The organism is Sphaerisporangium fuscum (assembly GCF_018531465.1).
GTDB lineage: Bacteria > Actinomycetota > Actinomycetes > Streptosporangiales > Streptosporangiaceae > Sphaerisporangium > Sphaerisporangium fuscum.
Window position 1 is genome coordinate 133,914 of the sequence record NZ_JAHDTF010000003.1, and the last position, 23,291, is coordinate 157,204.

Consider the following 23,291-nt stretch of genomic DNA (forward strand, 5'->3'; position numbering starts at 1 on the left):
CCAGCGTCGCTCCTGTTAACTCTTGGAACGCGCCGTCATTCGATCATGGGCAGCCGCAGGACGAACCTCGTCCCCTCCGGCACGTCCTCGACGTGCAGCGTCCCGCCGTGGGCGATGGCGACGTCGCGGGCGATGGCGAGCCCGAGGCCCGTCCCGCCCCTGTCCCGGCTGCGGGACTCGTCGAGCCGCGCGAAGCGCTGGAAGACCCGCTCGCGGTACTCCTCCGGGATGCGGTCGCCGTCGTTGGTCACCGTCAGCACGGCGCTGTCGTGACGCCCCGACACCTCCACCCGGATCATGGTGGAGGCGTGCCGCTGGGCGTTGTCGAGCAGGTTGTCGATCAGCCGGAACAGCTGTGTTCGGACGCCGACGACGGTGACGCCGGGCTGCAGGCCGGTGCTGATCGGCACCCGGCCGTGCTGGCGCAGTACCTCTCCGCCGGCCAGCTCGGCGAGGTCGATGCTCTCCTGCACGGCGGGCCCGCTCGACCCGAGCCGTGCCATGAACAGCAGGTCGGTGATGATCGCCTCGACGCGGTCGGTGTCGCGCAGCGCGGAGTTCACGAGGGTGGCGAGGTCGGTGTGCTCGGGGTGCAGCCTCGCCTCCTCCAGTTGCGCCCGCAGCCCGGCGATGGGGGTGCGCAGTTCGTGGGAGGCGTCGGCGGCGAAGCGGCGCTGCTGCTCCACCGAGTGCTCCAGCCGGGCGAGGGTGCTGTTGACGGTCCTGGCGAGCGTGGAGATCTCGTCGTCCCCCGGAGGCTCGCGTACGCGCCGCGACAGGTCGCTGACGGTGATGTGGGCGAGCTCGGCCTGGATGTTCATGATCGTGCGCAGTCCGCGGTCGGCGGTCTTCCACGCGAGCCATCCGGCGAGGGCGGCCAGGGCCGCGATGTGCAGGGCGACCGCCACGTCCAGGAGCCTGGAGGACAACAGGCCCGGGGTGGGCACCGCGGCGTACACCACCGGCGACCCGGGGCCGCCCCCGGCGAGCTCCGCCGTGACGTAGAAGCAGCCCTCGGGCGAGCCGGGGCAGAGGGTGTAGTCGACCGACCGGCCCGGGACGGCGGGCCGCTGGTCGCTGATCAACGGTATGTCCCGCGCGCCCTCGCTGGAGGCCAGGACGTGTCCCCCGGGGCCGGCCACCTGGATGATCTTCACTGTCGAGGGGACGGGCGGGATCGGGTTGCCCATGGTGCCGTCCCGGTAGGCGGCGACGACCCGCGCGGCGGCCTCCCTGGTCTGGTCCCACATGCGGTCGGCGACCGTGTGCCTGATCACCGTGTCGGCCGCCACGCCGAGCGGGATCAGGAAGAGTCCCGACAGCAGGACGGCCAGAACGGTGACCTGCCCGCGGATCGTTCGAGGCCAGACGGGTCGAGGGAGGGACATTGGCAAAGGCTACTGGCGGCGGAGTAGGCCAAGATCCGCGAGCCGGGAAAGAGGATTCCAAGGGATGGCAAACATGCCGGGAGTGGCGCCGGGCGGGGACGCCGGGGAGCCTACCGTCCGGCGTGCCGGGTCACCAGGCGCCCGGCCGGCCGATTTGGGTCCTCCCGCTCCGACCTCCGGCCGCTAGCGTGATCGACAGCGATCCTCGGAACACGGGGTGTGAACGTGATGTATCTCTGGCGGGCCGCCCTGGCGCTGGCGCTGGGCCTCCCCCTGCTCGCCGGTCCGGACACGCCCGCCCCCGTGCGGCGGCACCAGGCCGCCGCGCCGAGGGTCTTCTACGTGGACGACCGGCACGGCGACGACGACGCCCCCGGCACCTCTCCCGGCGCCGCCTGGCGCTCGCTCGAAAGGGCGGGCGCCGCCCGCCTGCGCCCGGGGGACGCCCTGCTGCTGCGGCGGGGCGGCAGGTGGAAGGGCAGGCTCAAGCTCCGCGGCGACGGCACGCGGGACCGTCCGATCACCGTCGGCGGGTACGGCGAGGGCGCGCGGCCGCGCGTCAGCGGCCGGGCGCACGACTGCGTGGTGCTCAAGGGCTCCTACCTGCGGGTCTCGGAGCTGCGGGCCAGCGACTGCAAGTGGGCGGGCTTCCGCGTCGACGGCCACCACGACGACCTGTGGGACGTGTACGCCGACCGTAACGTGGCCGGCGTGTGGGTGACCGACCGGGCGTCCCGCAACGTCGTACGCAACAGCCAGATCATCGGCAACGACCGGATGAGCGTGAACGACGACGCGCCGGACAACGACTCCGGGGCGTTCGGCGTGCTGATGAACGGCGATGACAACCGCGTCGTCGGCAACCTCATCGAGGGCAGCTACGCGCCCAGCCACGACTACGTCTCCGACGGCGCCGCGGTGGAGGTGTACGACGGCGACCGCAACCTCGTCGCGCACAACGTCGCCCGCGACAACGAGACCTTCACCGAGCTCGGTCACCGGCCCGGCGGCACCGCGAGCGGCAACCGGTTCGCCAACAACGTGGTGACCTCGTCGAGGAGGCGTGGATCGTTCCTCGTCACCCGCGGGCCCGGCCATGTCGTGGGCCCGGTCGAAGGCACGGTGGCCGTGAACAACTCGGTGTACCTGCCGGCGAGGAAGACGATCGGGGTCTCCTGCGCCGACGGGTGCTCGCCGGGGATCCTGGTGCTGCGCAACAACGCGCTGAAGGTCGGCGGGGTGGCGGTGTCGGAGGACGGTGCCGGCATCGACGACGCGGGCGGCGTCTACGACGGCAGGTCGGACCACTTCAGACCCGGCCGGAGGTCGATCCGGGAGGATCCCCGTTTCGTCGGCCGCCGCGACCTGCGGCTGCGCCCGGGCTCACCGGCGATCGGGGAGGGGGTGCCGCTGGGGCCGGAGTGGTACGGCGGCGCGGCGCTGGCGTACGACATGAGGGGCCGGCGTATCCCGCACACCAAGAACCCGGATGCTGGTGCCTATCAGTACTGAATCAGGATTTATTGCAGACATATCGCGGGAACACTGACGAAACCTCCGTGCAGGAGGCTGTGTCGTGCTGCGGTAGCGCAAAGAAACACCAGGTCGGCCCGCATGCGTGGCACGGCTGTGTATACAGGGGTGGTGACTATGGTGCTGCGGGTACGGGTCTCGCTTCCCGATCGTCCAGGCGTGCTCGGGCAGGTCGCCCGGGCCTTCGGGGTGCTCGGCGCGGACATCCTCCAGGTCATGGTCCTGGAGCGCGAGGGCGGGCGGGCGATCGACGACTTCACCGTCTCCTGGCCCGGGCGGTTCGCCGCGGAGGAGCTGCGCGAGCGCATGTCGGTCGTCCCCGGCGTGCGCATCGAGGGGGTGTGGCCCACCCGCGAGGTGCCGGGCTCCAGCCCCGACTACGACCTGCTCGGCCACGTCGCCGAGGGCGCCGACCGTGCCTTCGTGACGCTCGTCGACGCCGTCCCCGACGTGGTCGGCGCCCAGTGGGCGGTGGCGATCGACTCCCGGACCGGCGCCGTCGTCCACGGAAGCTGGCAGGCGCCGGGCATCGAGGAGATGCCCGACCTCACGCCGCTGCGGCCGTCGGCGTTCACCGAGGGCTCGCTGCACCTGCTCAGCCTGCCGCTCAAGGACGCCGGGCTCCACCTGGTCGTGGCGCGCTCCGAGGGGCCCGCCTTCCACCCGGTGGAGCTGGACAAGCTCGTGCGGGTCGTCGACATCGTCGCCAAACTGGCCCGTCCGGCGGCCGACCGCACCGTCGCCTGAGCTCTCAGCGGCGGGGCGGGTCGATCCGGCCGCCCTCCAGGGTGAACAGCATGAGCCTGCTGAGGTCCACGACGACGCGGCCGTGGTCCCCGGTGCGCCACGCCGGGCGCGAGCCGAGCCGTACGACGAGGTCGGCCCGGCGGTGGTGGCCGCTCCCGGAGGGGGCCGTCTGCTCCTCCGCCTGCTCGGCGCCGCCGGAGACCAGGCGCCGCACCATCTCCCGCATCCTGCCCGCCGCGCCGTTGGCGCCGTGGCCGTTGGCGCCGTTCCCGTTGACGTCGCGCCGCTGCACCGGCTCGGGGACGGGGACGGCGGGGATGCCGACCTCCAGGTAGGCCAGCCATTCGTGGCCGTGGTACTCCAGGGTCCTGACCCTGCCGGTGAAGCTCGGGCCCTCGGCGCCGTCGGGGACGGGCGTCAGCCCGTCGGGCCGGATGCCGACGATGATCTGATGGCCGGTGTGCTGGGAGACCGCGTACGCCCGCGGGTCGTTCCAGGGCATCACGATCTGGTGCAGCCCGAAGTCGAGCAGCACGTACTGGTTCTGCGGGGTCCGCACCGTCGCCATCAGCAGGTTGAGCTGCTGGGAGCTGAGGAACGCGGCCACGAAGGCGGTCGCGGGGTCGTTGTAGATCTGCCCGGGAGTGCCGACGTCCTGCAGCACGCCGCGGTTCATGATGGCGATCCGGTCGGCCAGGGTCAGGGCCTCCACCTGGTCGTGCGTCACGTAGATCGTCGTGACGCCGAGGGACCGCACCAGCGAGGAGATCTCCATCCGTAACTCGGTGCGCATGCCCGCGTCGAGGTTCGACAGCGGCTCGTCCATGAGGAACAGCGACGGTTGCCTGACGATCGCCCTGCCCATGGCCACTCGCTGGCGCTGGCCGCCGGAGAGCGTTCCAGGGCGGCGGTCGAGGGTCTCGTCGATGTGCAGGGCCCGGGAGAGTTCGACCACCCGTTCCCGCGCCATGTTGGGGTCGGCCTTGGCGATCTCCAAGGGGAAGGAGAGGTTGCCGCGCACCGTGCGGTGGGGGTAGAGGGCGCCGTTCTGGAAGACCATCGCGACGTCGCGGTCGCGGGGGGCGAGGTCGTTGGCGTGGCGGCCGTCGAGGTAGAGGTCGCCGGAGGTGATCTCCTCCAGGCCGGCGATCATGCGCAGCAGGGTGGACTTGCCGCAGCCGGACGGCCCGAGCAGGACGAGAAGCTCACCCTCTTCCGCTCGCAGGTTCATGCGATCGACCGCGAGATGCCCCCCCGGGTACACCTTTGTCACGCTGTCGAGAACGACGGTACTCATCGTCACTCGTTCCTCCCGGGCGCCGAACCCGGATCCAGCCGTCATTGTGAATGGATGAGGTAGTACATCGCGCCCTGCTGGGCTGTGTCCATACATCCAGTGATATATCGCTCATCTGCTGGTCACTTGACCGTTAGCTGTGTTTCGGCGTCAAGACATGCGGCAACAACCGGTCGTTCGCCGGCCTGGCGACGGTCACGTACCGCCGCGCACCGCTCCGTTCCTCCTGCCATCGGGTAAGGCCTGGGCAATGACGGCCGTGTCACAATTTGCAGAAAGTTTCCGAAAGGCCTTTCATGTCGGTTCACACGGCTGTTACGTTCCGCCTACCCCTTGATGCCGCTCGCCCTCGGGGAGGCGGGCGGCATCGCCTGCGATGAAGCTTGAACAAGGAGTGCACAACATGCGGCGAGGCATCTCGGTCGCGGCGGCAGCCGCGGCGCTCGCGCTGGCGGTCTCCGCCTGTGGCGGCGAGGACACCCCCAACCAGTCGGCCGGCCCGGCCAAGAGCGCCGACCCCGCAGCCGTCTCCGGCGAGGTGACGTGGTGGGACACCTCGGACGCCACGAATGAGGGGCCCGTCTTCCAGGAACTGATCAAGGACTTCCAGGCGAAGTACCCCAAGATCAAGGTCAACTACGTCAACGTGCCGTTCGCCGACGCGCAGAACAAGTTCAAGACCGCCGCGCAGAGCGGCTCCGGCGCGCCCGACGTGCTGCGCGCCGACGTCGGCTGGGTGGCCGAGTTCGCATCCCTCGGCTACCTGGCGCCCCTCGACGGCACCCCGGCGCTGGACAAGCCCGACGACTTCCTGCCGAGCCCCGCGGGCAGCGGCAAGTACAACGGCAAGACCTACGGCATCCCGCAGGTCACCGACACCCTCGGGCTGCTGTACAACAAGGAGCTGCTGAAGAAGGCCGGCCACGACGCCCCGCCGAAGACCTTCGCGGAGCTCAAGACGTTCGCCCAGGACGTGAAGTCCAAGGCCGGAGCCGACGGCCTCGCCCTGAACGTCGACGCCTACTTCCTGCTGCCGTTCATCTACGGCGAGGGCGGCGACCTGCTCGACGTCACCACCAAGAAGATCACCGTCGCCTCGCCGCAGTCCGTGGCCGGCTTCAAGGTCGTCGAGGACCTCATCAAGTCGGGCGCCGCGGCCAAGCCCGCCGTCCAGGACAGCTACACCAACGCCGAGACCGCCTTCAAGGAAGGCAAGGTCGCGATGATCTTCAACGGCCCGTGGTCGAACACCGACAACCTCGGCGGCAAGGTCTTCAAGGACAAGCCCGACAACTTCGGCATCGCCCCGGTCCCCTCCGGCTCGGTCAAGGCGGGCGCGCCGACCGGCGGCCACGACTACACCGTCTACGCCGGCTCCAAGAACCTCGACGCGTCCTACCTGTTCGTGAACTTCATGGACTCCGCCGAGAGCCAGGCCAAGATCGCCGGCAAGCTCGGCCTGCTGCCCACCCGCAAGTCGGCCTACGACATGCCCGACGCGCAGGGCAACCAGATGATCGGCCGCTGGAAGGAGCCGATGGCAGCCGCCGTCGAGCGTCCCTGGATCCCCGAGGCCGGGCAGCTGTTCCAGCCGCTCCTCGAGGGCTACCAGAAGCTCGCCACCGGCGGCGCCACCGCCGAGGGGATGGCCCAGGACGTGGCCAAGGCCTACCAGGGCATCCTCAAGGGCTGGAGCCTGTAAGCGATGACGACGCAGGTCGTTGACGGTACGGCCGCGGGCGCCGGTGCCCGCGGCCGTAACCCCGGCGGCGGACGCCAGGGGAGCGCCGGCCGGTTCCTGTCCCGGCACTGGTACGCCTGGGCGATGTGCGCCCCGGTCGTCGTCGTCACGCTCGTCCTGGTCGGCTACCCGCTGGTCCGCGGCGTCTACCTGTCGCTGACCGACGCCACCGAGGCCAACATGGGCCGCACGATCGGGATGAACCACATCCCGTCGACCTACGAGTTCGTCGGCCTGTCCAACTACGCCGACATCGTGACCTCCAGCGAGTTCCTCTCCCGGCTCGGCTGGACGATCACCTGGACCGTCGTGTGCGTCGCCCTGCACTACGGCATCGGGCTCGGGCTCGCGCTGCTGCTCAACCGGCCGCTGCGGTTCCGCTCCCTCTACCGGGTGCTGCTCGTGCTGCCGTGGGCCGTGCCGGCCTTCGTCTCCGCCTTCATCTGGCGCTACCTGCTCAACGGCGAGTTCGGCGTGATCAACGCCATGCTCCGGGCCGTGGGCCTCGCCGGCGTCGAATGGCTGGACGACCCGTTCTGGGCCAAGATCTCGGTCATCACGGTCAACACCTGGCTCGGCGTGCCGTTCATGATGCTCGCCGTGCTGGGCGGCCTGCAGGCCATCCCGCGCGAGCTGTACGAGGCGGCCGAGGTCGACGGCGCCACGCCCTGGCAGCGGTTCCGGCACATCACGGTGCCGGGCCTGCGCCCGGTGGCGAGCACGGTGATCCTGCTCGGCACCATCTGGACCTTCAACCAGTTCCCGGTCATCTACCTGGTCACCCGGGGCGGCCCCGGCGGGTCGAGCGAGATCCTCGTCACCTACGCCTACCGGCAGGCGTTCGAGGGCATCCGCAACTACTCCGGGTCGGCGGCGTGGGGCGTGCTGATCCTCGTGCTGCTCCTCGTCATGGCCGTCGTCTACCGCCGCGCGCTGCGCCGGCAGGGGGAGGCATGGTGAGCACCGCCACCACCAGAGGGTCCCGGAGCGTCGGAGCCTCCATCGCGCTGCACGCCGCGCTGATCGTGGCGAGCCTGATCGCGCTCTTCCCGGTCGCCTGGCTCGTGCTGACCTCGATCAAGCCGAGGGACGCCTGGCAGTCGACCACCGTCGAGCTCTTCAACAGTCCCACGCTGGACAACTACATCCAGGTGTTCACCCAGACGGCGTTCCCGCGCTGGCTGTTCAACTCGCTGTTCGTCGCGGGCCTCACCACCGTGGTCGGCGTGCTGCTGTCGGCGACCACCGGGTACGCGGTCAGCCGGTTCCGCTTCCCGGGGCACCGCTCGATCATGTGGATGCTGCTGGTCGTCCAGATGTTCCCGGTGGCCGTCCTCATCGTCCCGATCTACAACCTGCTGGCGGGCCTCGGGCTGATCAACCAGTTCCCCGGCCTGGTCATCGCCTACCTGACCTCCACCATCCCCTTCTGCGCCTGGATGATGAAGGGATACTTCGACTCGGTGCCGGTGGAGATCGACGAGGCCGGCCGGGTCGACGGGCTGACCCCTTTCGGCACCTTCTGGCGGCTCATCCTCCCGCTGTCCAAGCCCGGCCTCGCCGTGGCGGCGTTCTACTCCTTCATCACCGCCTGGGCCGAGGTCGCCTACGCCGTGGCGTTCATGACCGGTGACGACAAGTACACCCTCGCCGTCGGGCTCGGGCAGTTCGTCGGGCAGCACAAGGCCGAATGGGGACTGCTCACCGCGTCCGCGGTGCTGATCGCGGCCCCGGCGGCCGTGGTCTTCCTGCTCGTCCAGCGCCATCTCGTCACCGGCCTGACCGCCGGCGCCACCAAGTCCTAGCTCGTTGCAGTCCGTAAGAAATCGGGGGATCCCAATGACCGACGTGGTCCGCGAAGCCCGTCCAGCCCAGGCGGCCACCCGCTGGTGGCGCGACGCGGTGATCTACCAGGTGTACGTCCGCAGCTTCGCCGACGGCAACGGCGACGGCGTCGGCGACCTGCTCGGGGTGCGCAGCAGGCTCGGTTACCTCGCCGAGCTCGGCGTCGACGCCGTCTGGCTGACGCCCTTCTACACCTCCCCGATGGCCGACTTCGGGTACGACGTCGCCGACTACCGCGACGTCGACCCGATCTTCGGCACCCTGGACGACGCCAGGGCGCTGATCGAGGACGCGCACCGCCACGGGCTGAAGGTCATCACCGACGTGGTGCCCAACCACACCTCCGACCGGCACGCCTGGTTCACCGCCGCCGTCGCGGCCGGGCCCGGCAGCCCCGAACGCGAGCGGTACATCTTCCGCCCCGGCCGGGGAGCCGGCGGAGAGCTGCCGCCCAACGACTGGGAGTCGGTGTTCGGCGGCCCGGCCTGGACCCGGCTGCCCGACGGCGAGTGGTACCTCCACCTGTTCGCCCCCGAGCAGCCCGACCTCAACTGGGAGAACCCCGAGGTCCACGCCGAGTTCGAGGCGATCCTGCGCTTCTGGCTCGACCTCGGTGTCGACGGCTTCCGCATCGACGTCGCCCACGGCATGGTCAAGGCCCCCGGCCTGCCGGACATCGGCGTCGCCGGCCAGGTCGAGATGCTCGGCACGGCCGTCCTGCCGTACTTCGACCAGGACGGCGTCCACGAGATCCACCGCGCCTGGCGCCGCGTCCTGGACGCCTACGACGGCGAGCGCATCGGCGTCGCCGAGGCCTGGGCGCCGTCCCAGGAGCGCCTGGCAAAGTACGTGCGCCCCGACGAACTGCACCAGGCGTTCAACTTCCACTTCCTGAAGACCCCGTGGGACGCCGCGATGCTGCGCGGCGTCATCGACGAGTCGCTCGCCACCGTCGCCCCGGTCGGCGCGCCCCCGACGTGGGTGCTGTCGAACCACGACGTCAAGCGGCACGTCACCCGGTACGGCGACGGCGAGCCCGGCCTGCGCCGCGCCCGCGCCGCCGCGCTGATGATGCTGGCCCTGCCCGGCTCCACCTACATCTACCAGGGCGAGGAGCTTGGCCTCCCCGAGGTGCTCGACCTGCCGGAGGAGGTCTGCCAGGACCCGCAGCGGCTGCGCAACCCCGAGGACGGCCGCGACGGCTGCCGCGTGCCGATCCCGTGGGCGCACTCCGAGCCGCCGTTCGGCTTCAGCCCGCCCGGCATCGAGGACACCTGGCTGCCCGTCCCGGCCACCTGGGGGCCGCTCAGCGTGGAGGCGCAGCTCGGCGACCCCGGCTCGACGCTCTCGCTGTACCGGGCGGCGCTCCGGCTGCGGCGCGAGCACCCGGCGCTCGGCGACGGCGTGATCACCTGGCACGACTCGCCCGAGGGTACGTTGGTGTTCGACCGCGGCGAGGGGTTCGTCTGCACGGTCAACGCCTCCGGTGAGCCGGTCGAGCTGCCCCGCCCCGGACGTCTGCTCGTCGCGAGCGCCCCGGTGGGGGAGGGGCCCGGCGTCGTACGGCTCGCTCCCGACTCGGCGGCGTGGTGGACACGAGAGGATGCGTAAAGTTACGGCCATGAACGGTAACGCCCGGCTTTCCGACATCGCGGCCCAGGCAGGGGTGAGCGAGGCCACGGTCAGCCGTGTGCTCAACGGCAAGCCGGGTGTCTCCGCGGGCACCCGCCAGCTCGTGCTGACCGCGCTCGACCTGATGGGTTACGAACGGCCGCAGCGGCTGCGCCAGCGCAGCAACGGCCTGATCGGCCTGGTGACGCCCGAGCTCGACAACCCGATCTTCCCGGCCTTCGCCCAGGCGATCGAGAAGTCCCTCACCCAGCACGGCTACACCCCCGTGCTGTGCACGCAGAGCCCCGGCGGCGCCCCCGAGGACGAGTTCACCGAGCTGCTGCTTGAACGCGACGTCAGCGGCATCATCTTCGTCTCCGGCCTGCACGCCGACACCACCGCCCGCATGGACCGCTACACCCGGCTGACCGACCGGGGACTGCCCATCGTGCTGGTCGACGGCTACAGCGAGCACATCGAGGCGCCGTTCATCTCGCCCGACGACCGGCTCGCCGCGCGCCTGGCCGTCCAGCACCTGGTCGACCTCGGCCACGAGCGCATCGGCCTCGCGCTCGGCCAGCGGCGGTTCGTGCCGGTCATCCGCAAGATCGAAGGCTTCACCCAGGCGATGTCGCAGCTGCTCGGCGTCACCGACTGCGACGAGCTGATCCAGCACTCGCTGTTCTCCGTCGAGGGCGGCCAGGCGGCGGGCGCCGCGCTCATCGAGCGCGGCTGCACCGGCATCGTCTGCGCCAGCGACCTCATGGCGCTCGGCGTCATCCGCGCCGCCCGCGAGCGGGGGCTGGCCGTGCCGGGTGAGGTCTCCGTCGTCGGCTTCGACGACTCGCCGCTCATCGCCTTCACCGACCCGCCGCTCACCACCGTCCGCAAGCCCATCGGCGCGATGGCGATCGCGACGGTGCAGACGCTGCTGGAGGAGATCAACGGAGCCGCCCCGAAGAACATGGAGCTCGTCTTCCAGTGCGAACTGGTCGTCCGCGGCTCCACCGGCTCCGGCCCCCTGGTCAACCGCTGACGCCAGGACCACGGTCCCCGCACCCGCGATGCCGGTACTCCGTGCGCGCCTCGGCCGGCTCATGGGCGGCGTCGGCGATCAGCCGGCGGCGCGCAGGTCCGTCATCTCTTTGGTAGCCACGATAAGGATTCTAGCGATGCTAGACAGGCGAGCAGCAGTAGCGATAGTCTCGCTCGCGTACCTAGCAGCGCTAGCTCCGGTTGGAGGCAACCCCCCATGCTCAGAAAGCGCATCGGCACCGCGATGGCCGTCCTCGTCGTCCTCGCGCCGTTCTTCTTCGGACTCAACTTCTTGTTCAACGGTCCCGGCGCCGCCTCAGGCTTCGGCATCACCCCCTGGCCACAGGGCGGCGCCGAGGGCTATTTCATCGTCAAGGGCGTCCGTGACCTGACGGTGGCACTCACCGCCCTGACACTCCTGCTGCGCGGCCACCGCCGCACGCTGGGCATCGTCATCCTGATCGCGACGTTGATGCCGCTCGGCGACGCCTACGCGGTGTTCACCCACGGCGGCACGCTCGTGCAGGCCCTCACCATCCACGTCAGCGCCGCCGTACTCATGCTGATCAGCGGAGTACTGCTGCTGACCGAGAAGCAGCCATAGCCAGGACCGGACCATGCGGTCCAGTGCCCATCGGCCGGCGAACCGCCCTCGCGGCGCAGGCGGTGGACCGTGCAGGTCTCCGGGTGTCGGGGTGCACGCGGCACGGCGGCGCGGATCGGCCGCCGTGCCGCGTCGTGGCGAAGCTCCCGGAGCAGGCCGGAACGGCTTCCGGCCGTCGTACGGAGAAGCGAGATCCCCGTCCTTCGCTCACCGCTCCTTGGGATCGATCATTCGGACGGTGCCAGGGTGCGCACGACGTCGAACTCGTTGCCCTCGGGGTCGGCCATGACCACCCAGCTCCGGCCGGAGCCCTGGCCCACGTCCACCTTGGTGGCGCCGAGGCCGAGCAGCCTGGCCACCTCCTCGTCGGTGGTGCCGTCGATCGGGCTGACGTCGAGGTGGAGCCGGTTCTTCACGGTCTTGCCCTCGGGCACCTGGATGAACGTCAGGGTGGGCGGCATCTGGCGGGCCCGGACCTCCTCGATGGTCGGCTCCCAGGAGCCGATCTCGACCTTGTCCTCGCCCCGGTCGATCACCTTGAAGTCCAGGACCGCGCACCAGAAGGCCGCGAGACGCTCCGGATCGTGGCAGTCGACGACCAACTCGGTGAACCTACTGGTCATTACTCTCCTATGTAGTGCGAACGGGTGATCAGCCTATGGGGTCACGCCACCGTCCGGCGATCGCTACGACCACTGACCGGTGCCCGCCGCCGCACGGGTCAGGTCCATCTCAGTCGCTCGGCCAGCAGGGCCTGCTGGGCCGGGTCGGCGGTGAGCTCCAGCGCCCGCGCGTCGGCCCGCCGCGCCGCCTCACGGCGGCGGCATTATTTTGGTCTCCCTGAGAACCAGCCCGCGGACGTGATCGTCAAATGTGCATGGGGTCATTTCAACGAGCGAGCGTGTGGCTGGCCGGGTTCGTCATGGGTGTGCCCGCGCTGGGCTTGGCAGCGGTGATCGTCGCATTGCGGGGGCGGTCGTGGGTGCCGTTCTCGGTGCTGTACCTGCTGCTGTTCGTGCTGGCCTATCTCGCGGGCCTGATCCTGCTCGCCCTGCTGCGCTTCCGGCCGGACTGGCTGCGCGCGCTGGTGGCGGCCGTGGGCGTGTACGCGATCGTCTCGGTCACGCCGTTGGTCGGCTCGATGATGCGTTATCCCTACCACGTGGTCAGGTGCGGCGGCCTGCCTGTCGTCGCCACGGGCTTCGCGGCCGCCATGAGTTACAGCGTCCCGGGAGACGAGGACTACTTTGTGACGCCGTTCGACGACACGTTCTTCTGCACGGAGAAGGAGGCCCAGGCCCTCGATTTCTCCCACGGCGACTGAGTCGGCACTGCTCGGGGCGTTGCGATGTCTTCCCCCGCCCCACGGAGCGTGGTGCCTGAGGGCGACGCTGAGCGGTGGAACTCCTCGGTGTCCGGCGTTCCTCCGTGGCCGCGATCCCGTCGAGCGGGCGGCCGTGTCGTCAGGTCAGTGCCAGTGCCAGTGCCAGGTACACGGCGAACGGGACGGGGATGAGCGCGGCGGAGCGGAGCCATGCGGCCGGCCGGCGGCTGCGCGAGCGCGGGAGGAGGACGTCGATCGCGAGCACCAACGCCAGCGTGAAGCTGCCGGTCATCGCCAGGAAGAGCATGACGGGTACCGCGTGGTCCAGTGTCGTGTAGTTGCAGTTGGCCAGATCGGGCTTGCCGAGGTCCGCCACGCTCTTGCAGTCCATCGGGAGGTACTCGGTCAGCAGCCACCACCCGAGATAGAGCGGCACCATCGCGGGCACACCGATCGCGAGGTTGGCCAGGGCGGGACCCCAGAGGCCGCTCTTCCTCCGCCGTCCGTCGGTCGTGCGACCCGTCATCGTCACGCTCTCTCTCGTCCTGCTGCTCGCCCGGGGCTTCACGGCGGATGTTACGCAATCGCGAGACGCCTGATCTTCATTGGTCCGGTGGGGGACGGCCGAGGGCGTCCTCGAACGCCCCGTGGTCCGGTGCGGATCGCCTCCACCTCGACCGTGTGTGGTCGTCGTTCCCACGCGGGCGTATTGTCCTGTTATGGGCGATTCCCGGTGCCTGTGGTGTGCCACCGAGCTGCCGGAACGGCCTGGGGTGGGACGCCGGTACTGTACGCCGGCGCACCGCCAGGCGGCCTGGCGTGCGCGGCGCCGGTGGCAGCGGGCGGTGCCCGAAAGGCGCAGCCTGATCGCCGCGGGCAGGCGGCTGGGCACCCAGATCGAGGAAAGCCTCGCCGCCGTCGGAGCGCAGGGCGCGCTGGCCGCCCGGGCGGCGCACTGCACGGCGGTGGCGGGGCTGCCGGTGCTGGTGGACCGTCTGGTACGTCTGGCGGTGCGGGCGGACCGCCAGGCAGGGGCGAGCTGGCCGCAGATCGGGGCGGCGCTGGGCATCAGCGGAGAGGCGGCCCGGGGCCGTTACGCCCGCCGGGCGGCCACCCCGGACGGAGTTCCCGATGAGCCGATCCACTGACCAACTCGCCGGCGGGGAGCTGCTGGATGACGAACTGGCCACGGCGGTGCGGCGCACCGGGGCCTCGGGCGGCGGCGTCTACCTGCTCACCCGGCAGGAACCGGTGCTGTCCCTGGTGGTGACGTGCGGTTCGCTCGTCGAGTTCGCGCTCCCGTGGCAACGCCTGCCGCTGGACACGCCCACCCCGATCAGCGACGCGGTGCGCCAGAAGCGCCTGGCGTGGGTGGGCCGCCAGGAAGATCTGGTCCGGTCCTACCCGCGCCTCGCGGCGGCCTTTCCCTACCCGCTCTCGCTCGCTGCCGTCCCGCTCACCGGCAGCCGGGACTGCTGGGGTGCGTTGGTGCTGATCTGGCTCGACAGTCACCCGCCGCACATCACGCCCCGCGAGCACGGCACCATCACCACCAGCGCGCGGCGTCTGGCCCGCCTGCTGGACGACGCCGTCCCGCCACCCGCCATCCCCGACCAGCCCCGCGTCGCGCCCCTGCACCGCACGCATCTCGTGCAGCCGGGCCTGGCGGCCGCCGACTTCGCCGAACGCCTGCCCGGCGCCCTGGCCATGGACCTGGAAGGCCACGTCACCTTCCTGACCGGCCGCGCGGCCGAGTTGCTGGGCCGCGACGCCGACCAGCTGCTCGGGACCCTGCCGTGGCAGTCACTGCCCTGGTTGGACGATCCCGTCTACGAGGACCGCTACCGCGCGGCGGTCGTCACCCGCCGGCCCGTCTCCTACACCGTCCTGCGCCCGCCGGACCGGCGTCTTCTGATCCAGCTCTATCCGGACGCCTCCGGCATCAGCGCCCTCATCAGCCCCGCCGAACCGGGCCCGGCCCCGCCCGCGACGTCCGCCGTCCCCTCACGCGGCGTTCCGGCCGGCGGGGTGGGCCGGCTGTATCAGCTGATCCACCTGGCGGCCGCGCTCACCGAGACCGTCGGCGTGCAGGACGTCGTCGACCTGGTCGCCGACCAGGTCCTGCCCGCCTTCGGCGCCGACGGCATGGTCATGAACACCCTCGACGCCGGCCGCCTGAAGATAATCGGTCACCGTGGCTACGAACTCAGGCGCATTCGTGCCCTGGACGGCCTGCCCCTGCACACCGACCTCACCCCTGTCGGCCAGGTCCTCTCCACCGGTGCCCCCGCGTTCTACGTCGACGCCGAGCAGCTGGCCCGCACCTACCCGCAGGCGGTGGCCCTCAGCGGCAAGCAGGCCTGGGCGTTCCTGCCGCTGATCACCTCGGGCCGCCCGGTGGGCTGCTGCGTCATCTCCTACCGCCACCCCCGCGCCTTCACCGCCGACGAACGCGCGACTCTCACCTCGCTGGCGGGCCTCATCGCCCAGGCCCTGGACCGCGCCCGCCTGTACGACGCCAAACAGGACCTGGCGCACAGTCTCCAGCAGGCCCTGCTCCCGCACGCCCTGCCCGCCATCCCCGGCCTCACCGCCGCGGGCCGCTACCTGCCCGCCACCCATGGCATGGACGTCGGCGGCGACTTCTACGACCTCATCCGCGTGGACGACACCGCCGCCGCCGTCATCGGGGACGTCCAGGGCCACAACGTCACCGCCGCCGCGCTGATGGGCCAGGTCCGTACCGCCGTCCACGCCCATGCCACCTCCGGCGCGCTTCCCGAGGAGGTGCTCGCCCGCACCAACCGGGTCCTGGCCGACCTGGCGACCGACCTGTTCGTCTCCTGCCTCTACGTCCACCTCGACCTCGCCGGCCGCCGCGCCCGCCTGGCCAGCGCGGGCCACCTGCCGCCGCTCCTGCGCCACCCCGGCGGACGCACCGAGGTCCTCAAGCTTTCCCCCGGCCTGCTGATGGGCATCGATCCCGCCGCCTGCTACGACAGCGTGGACATCCCTCTGCCTCCCGGCACGCTTCTCGCCCTGTACACCGACGGCCTCGTCGAAACCCCCGGCACCGACCTCGGCCAGACCACGGCCGATCTGGCCGCCCGGCTTCGCCTCGCCCCGGAGCAGGACGTGGACGGCCTGGCCGACACCCTCATCCGCCAGGCCACCCAGTCCGCCAGCCGCAACGACGACATCGCCCTCCTGCTGATCAACACCGATCCGCGTCCCGCCGGTGGAGACCCTGAAGCATCATGAGATCGATTGGGCGATAACATCCCGATCGTGGCGAACTGGGGGCTTCGGCCGGCTTCGGTGACGGACGTCGAGGCGGTGGCCGAGTTGCGGGCCGTGGTGCTGAGGGCGGATCTCGAGCGGCTCGGGCGGTACGACGAGCACCGTGTGCGGCAGCGGCTGCGGGACGGGTTCGGGGCGGCGCACACCTGGGTGATCGAGGTGGGCGGCGCCGTGGCCGGCTGCGTCGCGCTGCGGCCGGCGGAGGACACCTACTGGCTGGAGCACTTCTACCTGGACCCCGGTTCGCAGGGCAGGGGCATCGGTTCCGCCGTGCTGGGCCGGCTGCTGGAGCGGTGCGACCGCGAGGACGCCGTAGTGCGGCTGCAGGTGCTGCAGGGCAGTTCGGCGCGCCGGCTGTACGAGCGGCACGGCTTCACCGTCGAGACCGAGGACGAGGTGGACGTGTTCATGGTGCGCACCCCGGCGACCGGTCCGGGGGTGAACGTCCCCGATCACGGCGAACCCGGCCTCGAGCCGCCGCAGGACGGTGGGGTTCTCGCCCCGTAGCGCGCTGCCGATCCGGTCGGCCCGCCAGTCGTTCACCATGAACCGGAATCCAGAACGCCCTCGTCGGCCGCCCTCGGCGTGTCGCGCGCCACCGTCTACCGGTGTCTCTGAGTAATGAGACGGCTTTATGAGACACGTCTCATAAAGCCGTCTCACGCACGGTCACGCGGGTCTCACCGCGTGGCGGCCGCCTCGACCGCCTTGAGCACGCTGTCGGCGATCGAGCGGGGATCGACGCCGAAGTGCCTGCGTACGGCCTCACGGGTGCCCGACAGCCCGAACCCGTCGGTGCCGAGCGAGGTCCACGGCCGGTCGATCCAGGGGCGGATCTGGTCCGGCACGGCCCGCATCCAGTCGCTGACGGCGATCACCGGCCCCGCCGTCCCGGCCATGGCCTGCTGGATGTACGGGACGCCGGTCGTGGTCATCGCGTCGCGACGCAGCTCGCTCCAGGAGGTGACCGACCAGACGTCCACGCCCAGGCCGTACTCCTCCTGGAGCAGCCGCTGCGCGGCCAGCGCCCAGTGGATGGCGGTGCCGCTGGCGAGCACATGGGCCTGGCCGCCGCCCGCGGCGTACCGGTAGATCCCCCTGATGACGCCCTCGCGCACGCCCTCGGGCATCGCGGGCTGGGGGAGGGGCTCGTTGTAGAGGGTCAGGTAATAGAACACGTCCTCACCGGCCGGACCGTACATTCTTCTGAACCCCTCGCGCACGATCGTCGCCACCTCGTAGGCGAAGGCCGGGTCGTAGGCGAGACACGCGGGGTTGGTGGAGGCGAGCAACTGGGAGTGCCCGTCCGCGTGCTGCAGGCCCTCCCCGGTCATCGTGGTGCGCCCGGCGGTGGCCCCGATGAGGAACCCGCGGCCGAGCTGGTCGGCCAGCGCCCACATCTGGTCGCCGGTGCGCTGCCAGCCGAACATCGAGTAGAAGATGTAGAAGGGGATCATGGCCTCGCCGTGGGTGGCGTAGCTGGAGGCGGCGGCGGCGAACGACGCCATCGACCCGGCCTCGGTGATGCCTTCCAGCAGGATCTGGCCGTCGACCGCCTCCCGGTACGACAGCAGCAACTCGCGGTCGACGGCCTCGTACCGCTGCCCCAGCGGCGAGTAGATCTTGGCGGTGGGGAAGAGCGACTCCATGCCGAACGTCCTGGCCTCGTCGGGCACGATCGGCACCCAGCGGCGTCCCGTCTCCGGCTCCTTCATCAGGTCCTTGACGAGGCGGACGAAAGCCATGGTGGTCGCGACCGGCTGCGCGGAGCCCTTCTCCAGGGCACGGAACGGCCGCTCGCCCGGCTCCGGAAGCGGGGCGTGGCGCACCTTGCGGCTGGGGACGTGCCCCCCGAGCGCGCGGCGCCGCTCGGCCACGTAGCGGGCCTCGGGGGAGTCGGCTCCCGGATGCAGGTACGGCGGAAGGTCGCCGTCCAGTGCCTCGTCGGGCACGGGCAGATCGAGCCGGTCGCGCAGTGCGCGGAACTCGTCCTGGCTGAGCTTCTTCATCTGGTGGTTGGCGTTGCGTGCCTCCACGCCCGCGCCGAGCGTCCACCCCTTGACGGTCTGCACCAGGACCACCGTGGGCGCTCCCCGGTTGTCGAGCGCTCTGCGGTAGGCGGCGTACACCTTGCGCGGCTCGTGGCCGGCCCGTGAACCGCCGACGATGCGTTCCAGGTCCTCGTCGGAGTACGGCACGTCCAGCCCCTGGAGCAGGTGCTGCCGGATGTAGGCCCCGCTGGAGGCGGCGAACGTCTGGAACTGTCCGTCCGGCACCTCCGCCAGCCTGGCCACCAGCTCCTCCGAGCGGAGCAGATCGTCCCACTCCCGGCCCCACAGCGCCTTGACGACATGCCAGCCCGCACCCCTGAACACGCCTTCGAGCTCGGACACGATGCGGGTGTTGCCGCGCACCGGCCCGTCGAGCCGCTGAAGGTTACAGTTGATCACGAACGTGAGGTTGTCGAGCCCTTCCCGCGCGGCCAGGGTGAGGGCGGCGGTCGACTCCGGCTCGTCCATCTCCCCGTCGCCGAGGAAGGCCCACACGTGGCCGCGGGAGGTGTCCTTGATGCCGCGGTGGTGCAGGTAGCGGTTGAAGCGCGCCTGGTAGATCGCGTTGAGGGGGCCGAGGCCCATGGAGACGGTGGGGAACTGCCAGAAGTCCGGCATGGCCCGCGGATGCGGGTACGACGGAAGCCCGCCCTCGGGTTCGCGCCTGAACAGGTCGAGCTGCTCCCGGCTCAGCCTTCCCTCGAGGAAGGCGCGGGCGTAGATCCCCGGTGAGGCGTGACCTTGGAAGTAGACCTGGTCGTGCTCACCGTGGAAGAAGTGGTTGAACCCCACTTCGTACAGCCAGGCGGCGGAGGCGTAGGTCGCCAGATGGCCGCCGAGCCCGAGCCTGCTCGCCCTGGTGATCATGGCTGCGGCGTTCCACCGGTCATAGGCCGCGACGCGCTCTTCCAGCGTCAGATCGCCGGGGTAGTCCGGCTCCTCCGACGTCGGCACCGTGTTGATGTAGCGGGTGCTCGTGGCCAGTCTTCTGAGCAGGTAGTCGGCCCGTTCCTGACCGGCCACCCGCCGGACGGCCTCCAGCGACTCGAGCCATTCGGCGGTCTCCTGCGGATCCAGGTCTTGTTCCATGTCCTCATTAAACACCCTATGATCGATCATCCGGTGTTTGCTCGCCGCCTAGAATCGACATATGAAACCCGTGGTGCGGTCCCCGCTGCGCGACCAGATCCGGCAGGTCGTGCTCGACGGCCTGATCAACGGCCGATGGGAGCCGGGGCACCGCGTGGTGGAGAGGCAGCTGGCGGCCGAGCTGGGGGTCAGCCAGGCGCCGGTACGCGAGGCACTACGTGAACTGGAGATGCTCCGGCTGATCGAGTCCTCCCCCAACAGGGGCGCCCGCGTCCGCGCGCTGACCGAAGCCGATCTGCGCGAGATCTACGAGGTGCGGGCCGGCCTGGAGGAGACGGCCGTGCGCCTGGCCCGCCCGCCGGTGGACGCCCTGCGCGCCCACCTGGCCCGCCTGCACGAGGCGGCCGCGGCTGGCTCCCTGGCGGACCAGGTGCGCCACGGTGTGGCCTTCCACCGCGAGATCGTCAACGCCTCGGGCAACGACGTGCTCATCTCGGTGTGGGAATCCCTCGGCATCGAGGTGTGGACGCATCTGTCGATCCGCCTGTTCCGCAGGCACGCCGTGGAGAACGCCGCCGACCACGACCCCCTCGTGGCGGCCCTGGAACGGGAAGACCCGGACGCCGGCGTCCTGCTCCGCGACCACATCCTCAGCTATGCCCCCACCGGCGTCCCGCCCGCGTCCTGACCATCGATGCCGCCGGGACGCGAGGCGACCGGGACGACCCTGCCGTGACCGCAGCGGAGTACTAAGCTCTCCCACCGGAGGGATCATGAGCGCAGCCGGAGACATGCCGTACGACGTCGTCGTGATCGGGGGTTCTGGGGTCGACACCACGGTCTACGTGCCGGGTCTCCCGTTGCCCTACGCCGACACCTACGCGGTGCCGCCCGTGGTCGACCGCATCGGGAACACCGGGAGCGGGGTCGTGCTCGGCTGCCACGCGCTCGGGATGCGGGCGCTGCTGGTCGACCTGATCGGCGACGACCCCCAGGGCGCCCTGATCCGCTCCCACCTGGAGGCGAAGGGCGCCGGGTTCGCCTGGGCGGTCGTGCCCGAGGGCACCCGCCGCAGCGTGCTGCTCGTCGGCCCGGACGGACGGCGCACCTCGCTCTTCGACCCGCGTCAGGCCCCCGACCAGCGGCTGCCCCGCGAGCTGTACGAGCCGGCCGTCCGCCGGGCCCGGCACGTCCACCTCTCCATCACCGACTTCTCGCGGCACCTGTACCCCGAGCTCCACGAGCTGGGCGTTCCCACCTCCACCGACCTGCACGACTGGGACGGCGAGAACGACCACCACAAGGACTTCGCCTACTCCTCCGACCTGGTCTTCCTCTCGGCGGCCAAGCTCCCCGACCCCGTCCCCGTCATGAGCGACATCCTCACCCGGGGGCGCGCCCGCCTCGTCGTCTGCACGGCCGGGGCCGAGGGGTCCTACCTCCTGGACGACCCCTCGGGAACGGTGACGCACGTCCCCGCGGCCCCGCTGCCCGCGCCGGTCGTCGACAGCAACGGCGCCGGCGACGCGTTCGTCTCCGGCTTCCTCTACGGCCACCTGCGCGGCCTGCCGCCCCGGGACTGCGCGCGCCTGGGCGCCGTCGCGGGGGCCCACGCCTGCACCAGCGAAGGCACCCACGAGAACCCCATCACCGAACAGACCCTCCTGGAACGCACCTCCTCGGCCTGACGTCGCACGGCCGCACAGCTCCCAACTGGTTGTTTGCACCGAGCTGCACACATCTGTACCAGGACGGTGGCGTGGGAAACACTGCTCCAGGCGTACGCGCGAGGCGATCCCGCTCCTCGACAGCACGCCTAGGGGCAGATTTTCGACCGGTCACATGAATCGCGGTGGACCCTGTGTCCTCCGCCGGCCTCCCCTGGGACGAATCCCTTCGGTCCGCGTCCTCCAAAGCCGGTTCCGCGAAGACCTGACCGGAAAACAGGAGGAGAACGTGAAACGAGGTGAACCGCTTGTGCCCGCCTCGGCCGGTACGGCGGCGCGCCGGTGGGCGCGCAAGGCGGCGGCGGTGTCCGTCGGGGTGGCGCTGGCCTTCGGCGCGCTTCCCGACGTCGCGGCGCACGCCGACGGAAGGGTGACGTGGAGGAACCTGCCCTACAAGCGTTACCTGGAGGTCTACCAGTCATCGAAGAAGAAGGGCGCCCTCGTCGGCGCGTGGCCGTGGAACGGCACCAAGACCCAGTACTGGTATGACGAGAAACTCAGCGACAGATACTACGTGGAGTTCAACTACAACAGCTTGCTGTTGCTCACCGCCTACAACAACTGCGGGTCCGGAGTCACGCAGTGGCCCTCCAACGGCCGCTACGCGTACACCACGCAGGAGTGGAAGGAGAAGCACCTTTCCTCCGACGAAGGCTGGGTGCTGATCAACAAGGCCGGATGCGGCGGCAGCGGCTACAACGACATCCTCGCCACAAGCGCCACGGACTTCAATCTGTACAACGTCTATCTGTATTCGGAGAAATCCGGCCCCTGCAGCCTCGTGATGTGGCCGACCATGGGCCCCCAGAGCCAATGCCTGTGGAAATAGGAGGACGAACGATGCAGGAAATTCCGACCGGGCGTTCATCCAGGCGCAGAGGGCGGGCCGCGGTGGTCGTGACCCTGGCCGCGGCCGCTCTCGCCGTCGGCGGCGTCACCGCGGCCCGGGCCAACCCCGGCGGGCCCGCCGCCGGCAACCCGCCCCCCAGTCCCACCCCCAGCGCCTCGGGGCCGAGCGTGCGGCCCGTCGAGACGCCGGAACCTCCCGGCCCCGAGCCGACGCAGACGGTGTCCCCGCCGCCTCTCGGCGAGATTCCGAAGATCACCAGCCGGGATCGCGTCGCCATGCCTCTGGACCCGGTGATGACCTCGTCGAGCGACGTCGATCTCCTCGACACCGCCGGTGAGCTGAAGGCCCGCGACTGCATGCGCTCGCTCGGCTTCACGACGTGGACCGTCGACCCCGTCTCCAGCCCGTCGGACGACAAGGAGACCGACGTGCTCGACTACCTCCCGCCCGCTGACGTCTCGCAATCGGGATACCCGTCGACCCTCACCGACCGGTCCGGCGGGACCAGCGTCGGCGCCACGTCCGGTTCCTCTCTCTCCGAGGACGCCCTGCGCGCGTACACGGGCGCCGAGAGCACGACGGCGAGCGGGGCCGCCGTGCCGGAGGGCGGCTGTGAGGCCGAAGGCGACAGGCAGTTGAAGGGCGCGGTGTCCCAGATGCCCGTCGACCCCCGCTTCCTCGCCGTCCAGTCGAAGTTCGCGGCCCTGCGCGACGACCGGATGCAGCGGGTCTTCGCGACCTGGAGTTCCTGCATGAACGGCCGCGGCTACCACTACGACGACCCCATGAGCGCCCAGACCGACCCGCGCTGGGGAGAGCGCACCCCTGACACCCCGGCCACCGCGGAGGAGAAGGCCACCGCGGCGGCCGACGCCGCCTGCCAGGCCGAGAGCAACCTCGTCGGCACCTACAAGGCACTGGAGATCGCCTACCAGAAGCAGGCGCTAGACGAGAACAAGGCGGAGCTCACCACGGCGCTGTCGATCTTCAACGGCTGGGTCGCGAACGCCAAGTCCATCGTCGCCGCCAACTGATCGGCCCGACGGCCACCTCTCCCTTCCGAGAACCAGGCCGGCCGCCCGACCGGCCGTGACACATCGGGCGTACTCCACCGCAGCACGCCGGCTCTCCGGTCACCGACGGCGAGCC

General features: G+C 70.6%; 21 protein-coding genes. 16 read left to right on the plus strand and 5 right to left on the minus strand.

Going from position 1 to position 23,291, the window contains the following annotated elements:
- Nucleotides 1-35 precede the first annotated feature (35 nt).
- Nucleotides 36-1,388 carry a sensor histidine kinase gene (locus tag KIK05_RS03510; RefSeq protein ID WP_214409061.1) on the minus strand — a complete coding sequence of 451 codons (1,353 nt, stop codon included), beginning with the start codon at nt 1,386-1,388 and terminating at the stop codon, nt 36-38.
- A 228-nt stretch (nt 1,389-1,616) separates the two neighbouring features.
- Here KIK05_RS03510 and KIK05_RS03515 point away from each other — a divergent pair, with 228 nt between their 5' ends.
- Nucleotides 1,617-2,900: a right-handed parallel beta-helix repeat-containing protein gene (locus KIK05_RS03515; protein WP_214409062.1), complete on the plus strand. Its 1,284-nt coding sequence runs from the start codon at nt 1,617-1,619 to the stop codon at nt 2,898-2,900.
- Nucleotides 2,901-3,038: 138 nt separating this feature from the next.
- Nucleotides 3,039-3,668, plus strand: a complete 630-nt coding sequence (locus KIK05_RS03520; protein ID WP_214409336.1) for an ACT domain-containing protein — start codon at nt 3,039-3,041, stop codon at nt 3,666-3,668.
- Nucleotides 3,669-3,672: 4 nt separating this feature from the next.
- Here KIK05_RS03520 and KIK05_RS03525 read toward each other — a convergent pair whose 3' ends face one another.
- A complete protein-coding gene (locus KIK05_RS03525) occupies nt 3,673-4,965 on the minus strand; it encodes an ABC transporter ATP-binding protein (RefSeq protein ID WP_214409063.1) in 1,293 nt (430 codons plus the stop codon).
- Between the two features lie 403 nt (nt 4,966-5,368).
- On the opposite strand from KIK05_RS03525, the gene KIK05_RS03530 reads away from it, so the two are divergent.
- The 6 genes from KIK05_RS03530 (at nt 5,369) to KIK05_RS03555 (ending at nt 11,801) form a co-directional block, all read left to right on the plus strand.
- A complete protein-coding gene (locus KIK05_RS03530) occupies nt 5,369-6,667 on the plus strand; it encodes an extracellular solute-binding protein (RefSeq protein ID WP_214409064.1) in 1,299 nt (432 codons plus the stop codon).
- Nucleotides 6,668-6,670: 3 nt separating this feature from the next.
- The gene (locus KIK05_RS03535) at nt 6,671-7,666 is read left to right on the plus strand and encodes a carbohydrate ABC transporter permease (protein ID WP_214409065.1); all 996 of its coding nucleotides are present in this window, start codon (nt 6,671-6,673) and stop codon (nt 7,664-7,666) included.
- Nucleotides 7,660-8,511, plus strand: coding sequence for a sugar ABC transporter permease (locus KIK05_RS03540; protein WP_214409066.1), 852 nt, complete (start codon nt 7,660-7,662; stop codon nt 8,509-8,511). Before KIK05_RS03535 ends, KIK05_RS03540 begins: the two co-directional genes overlap by 7 nt.
- Nucleotides 8,512-8,545: 34 nt before the next feature.
- Nucleotides 8,546-10,162, plus strand: coding sequence for a glycoside hydrolase family 13 protein (locus tag KIK05_RS03545; RefSeq protein ID WP_214409067.1), 1,617 nt, complete (start codon nt 8,546-8,548; stop codon nt 10,160-10,162).
- Nucleotides 10,163-10,172: 10 nt separating this feature from the next.
- The gene (locus KIK05_RS03550) at nt 10,173-11,198 is read left to right on the plus strand and encodes a LacI family DNA-binding transcriptional regulator (protein WP_214409068.1); all 1,026 of its coding nucleotides are present in this window, start codon (nt 10,173-10,175) and stop codon (nt 11,196-11,198) included.
- 216 nt (nt 11,199-11,414) lie between these two features.
- The gene (locus KIK05_RS03555; protein WP_214409069.1) at nt 11,415-11,801 is read left to right on the plus strand and encodes a DUF4267 domain-containing protein; all 387 of its coding nucleotides are present in this window, start codon (nt 11,415-11,417) and stop codon (nt 11,799-11,801) included.
- A 227-nt stretch (nt 11,802-12,028) separates the two neighbouring features.
- Here the strand turns inward: KIK05_RS03555 and KIK05_RS03560 are convergent, their stop codons facing one another.
- Nucleotides 12,029-12,424 carry a VOC family protein gene (locus tag KIK05_RS03560; RefSeq protein ID WP_214409070.1) on the minus strand — a complete coding sequence of 132 codons (396 nt, stop codon included), beginning with the start codon at nt 12,422-12,424 and terminating at the stop codon, nt 12,029-12,031.
- A gap of 278 nt (nt 12,425-12,702) precedes the next feature.
- Here KIK05_RS03560 and KIK05_RS03565 point away from each other — a divergent pair, with 278 nt between their 5' ends.
- Nucleotides 12,703-13,125, plus strand: coding sequence for a hypothetical protein (locus tag KIK05_RS03565; RefSeq protein ID WP_214409071.1), 423 nt, complete (start codon nt 12,703-12,705; stop codon nt 13,123-13,125).
- Nucleotides 13,126-13,264: 139 nt separating this feature from the next.
- Here KIK05_RS03565 and KIK05_RS03570 read toward each other — a convergent pair whose 3' ends face one another.
- Nucleotides 13,265-13,651 (minus strand): hypothetical protein, encoded by a 387-nt coding sequence (locus tag KIK05_RS03570; protein WP_250562235.1) that lies wholly within the window; start codon nt 13,649-13,651, stop codon nt 13,265-13,267.
- 193 nt (nt 13,652-13,844) lie between these two features.
- On the opposite strand from KIK05_RS03570, the gene KIK05_RS03575 reads away from it, so the two are divergent.
- Genes KIK05_RS03575 through KIK05_RS03585 form a run of 3 tightly spaced genes read left to right on the plus strand, consistent with a single transcriptional unit; the run spans nt 13,845 to nt 16,932 of the window.
- A complete protein-coding gene (locus KIK05_RS03575) occupies nt 13,845-14,273 on the plus strand; it encodes a hypothetical protein (RefSeq protein WP_214409072.1) in 429 nt (142 codons plus the stop codon).
- Nucleotides 14,257-16,386, plus strand: coding sequence for a SpoIIE family protein phosphatase (locus KIK05_RS03580; RefSeq protein WP_214409073.1), 2,130 nt, complete (start codon nt 14,257-14,259; stop codon nt 16,384-16,386). Before KIK05_RS03575 ends, KIK05_RS03580 begins: the two co-directional genes overlap by 17 nt.
- 27 nt (nt 16,387-16,413) lie before the next feature.
- The gene (locus tag KIK05_RS03585) at nt 16,414-16,932 is read left to right on the plus strand and encodes a GNAT family N-acetyltransferase (protein WP_214409074.1); all 519 of its coding nucleotides are present in this window, start codon (nt 16,414-16,416) and stop codon (nt 16,930-16,932) included.
- Nucleotides 16,933-17,105: 173 nt separating this feature from the next.
- On the opposite strand, the gene aceE is transcribed toward KIK05_RS03585, so the two are convergent.
- The gene (gene aceE, locus KIK05_RS03590; protein WP_250562186.1) at nt 17,106-19,565 is read right to left on the minus strand and encodes a pyruvate dehydrogenase (acetyl-transferring), homodimeric type; all 2,460 of its coding nucleotides are present in this window, start codon (nt 19,563-19,565) and stop codon (nt 17,106-17,108) included.
- A 61-nt stretch (nt 19,566-19,626) separates the two neighbouring features.
- On the opposite strand from aceE, the gene KIK05_RS03595 reads away from it, so the two are divergent.
- From KIK05_RS03595 to KIK05_RS03610, 4 genes are all read left to right on the plus strand, one after another.
- The gene (locus KIK05_RS03595; protein ID WP_214409076.1) at nt 19,627-20,253 is read left to right on the plus strand and encodes a GntR family transcriptional regulator; all 627 of its coding nucleotides are present in this window, start codon (nt 19,627-19,629) and stop codon (nt 20,251-20,253) included.
- An 85-nt stretch (nt 20,254-20,338) separates the two neighbouring features.
- Nucleotides 20,339-21,253, plus strand: a complete 915-nt coding sequence (locus KIK05_RS03600; protein WP_250562187.1) for a carbohydrate kinase family protein — start codon at nt 20,339-20,341, stop codon at nt 21,251-21,253.
- A 268-nt stretch (nt 21,254-21,521) separates the two neighbouring features.
- Complete coding sequence (locus KIK05_RS03605) at nt 21,522-22,121, plus strand: RICIN domain-containing protein (protein WP_214409077.1); 600 nt, start codon at nt 21,522-21,524, stop codon at nt 22,119-22,121.
- A gap of 11 nt (nt 22,122-22,132) precedes the next feature.
- The gene (locus tag KIK05_RS03610; protein ID WP_214409078.1) at nt 22,133-23,176 is read left to right on the plus strand and encodes a hypothetical protein; all 1,044 of its coding nucleotides are present in this window, start codon (nt 22,133-22,135) and stop codon (nt 23,174-23,176) included.
- Nucleotides 23,177-23,291: the final 115 nt, after the last annotated feature.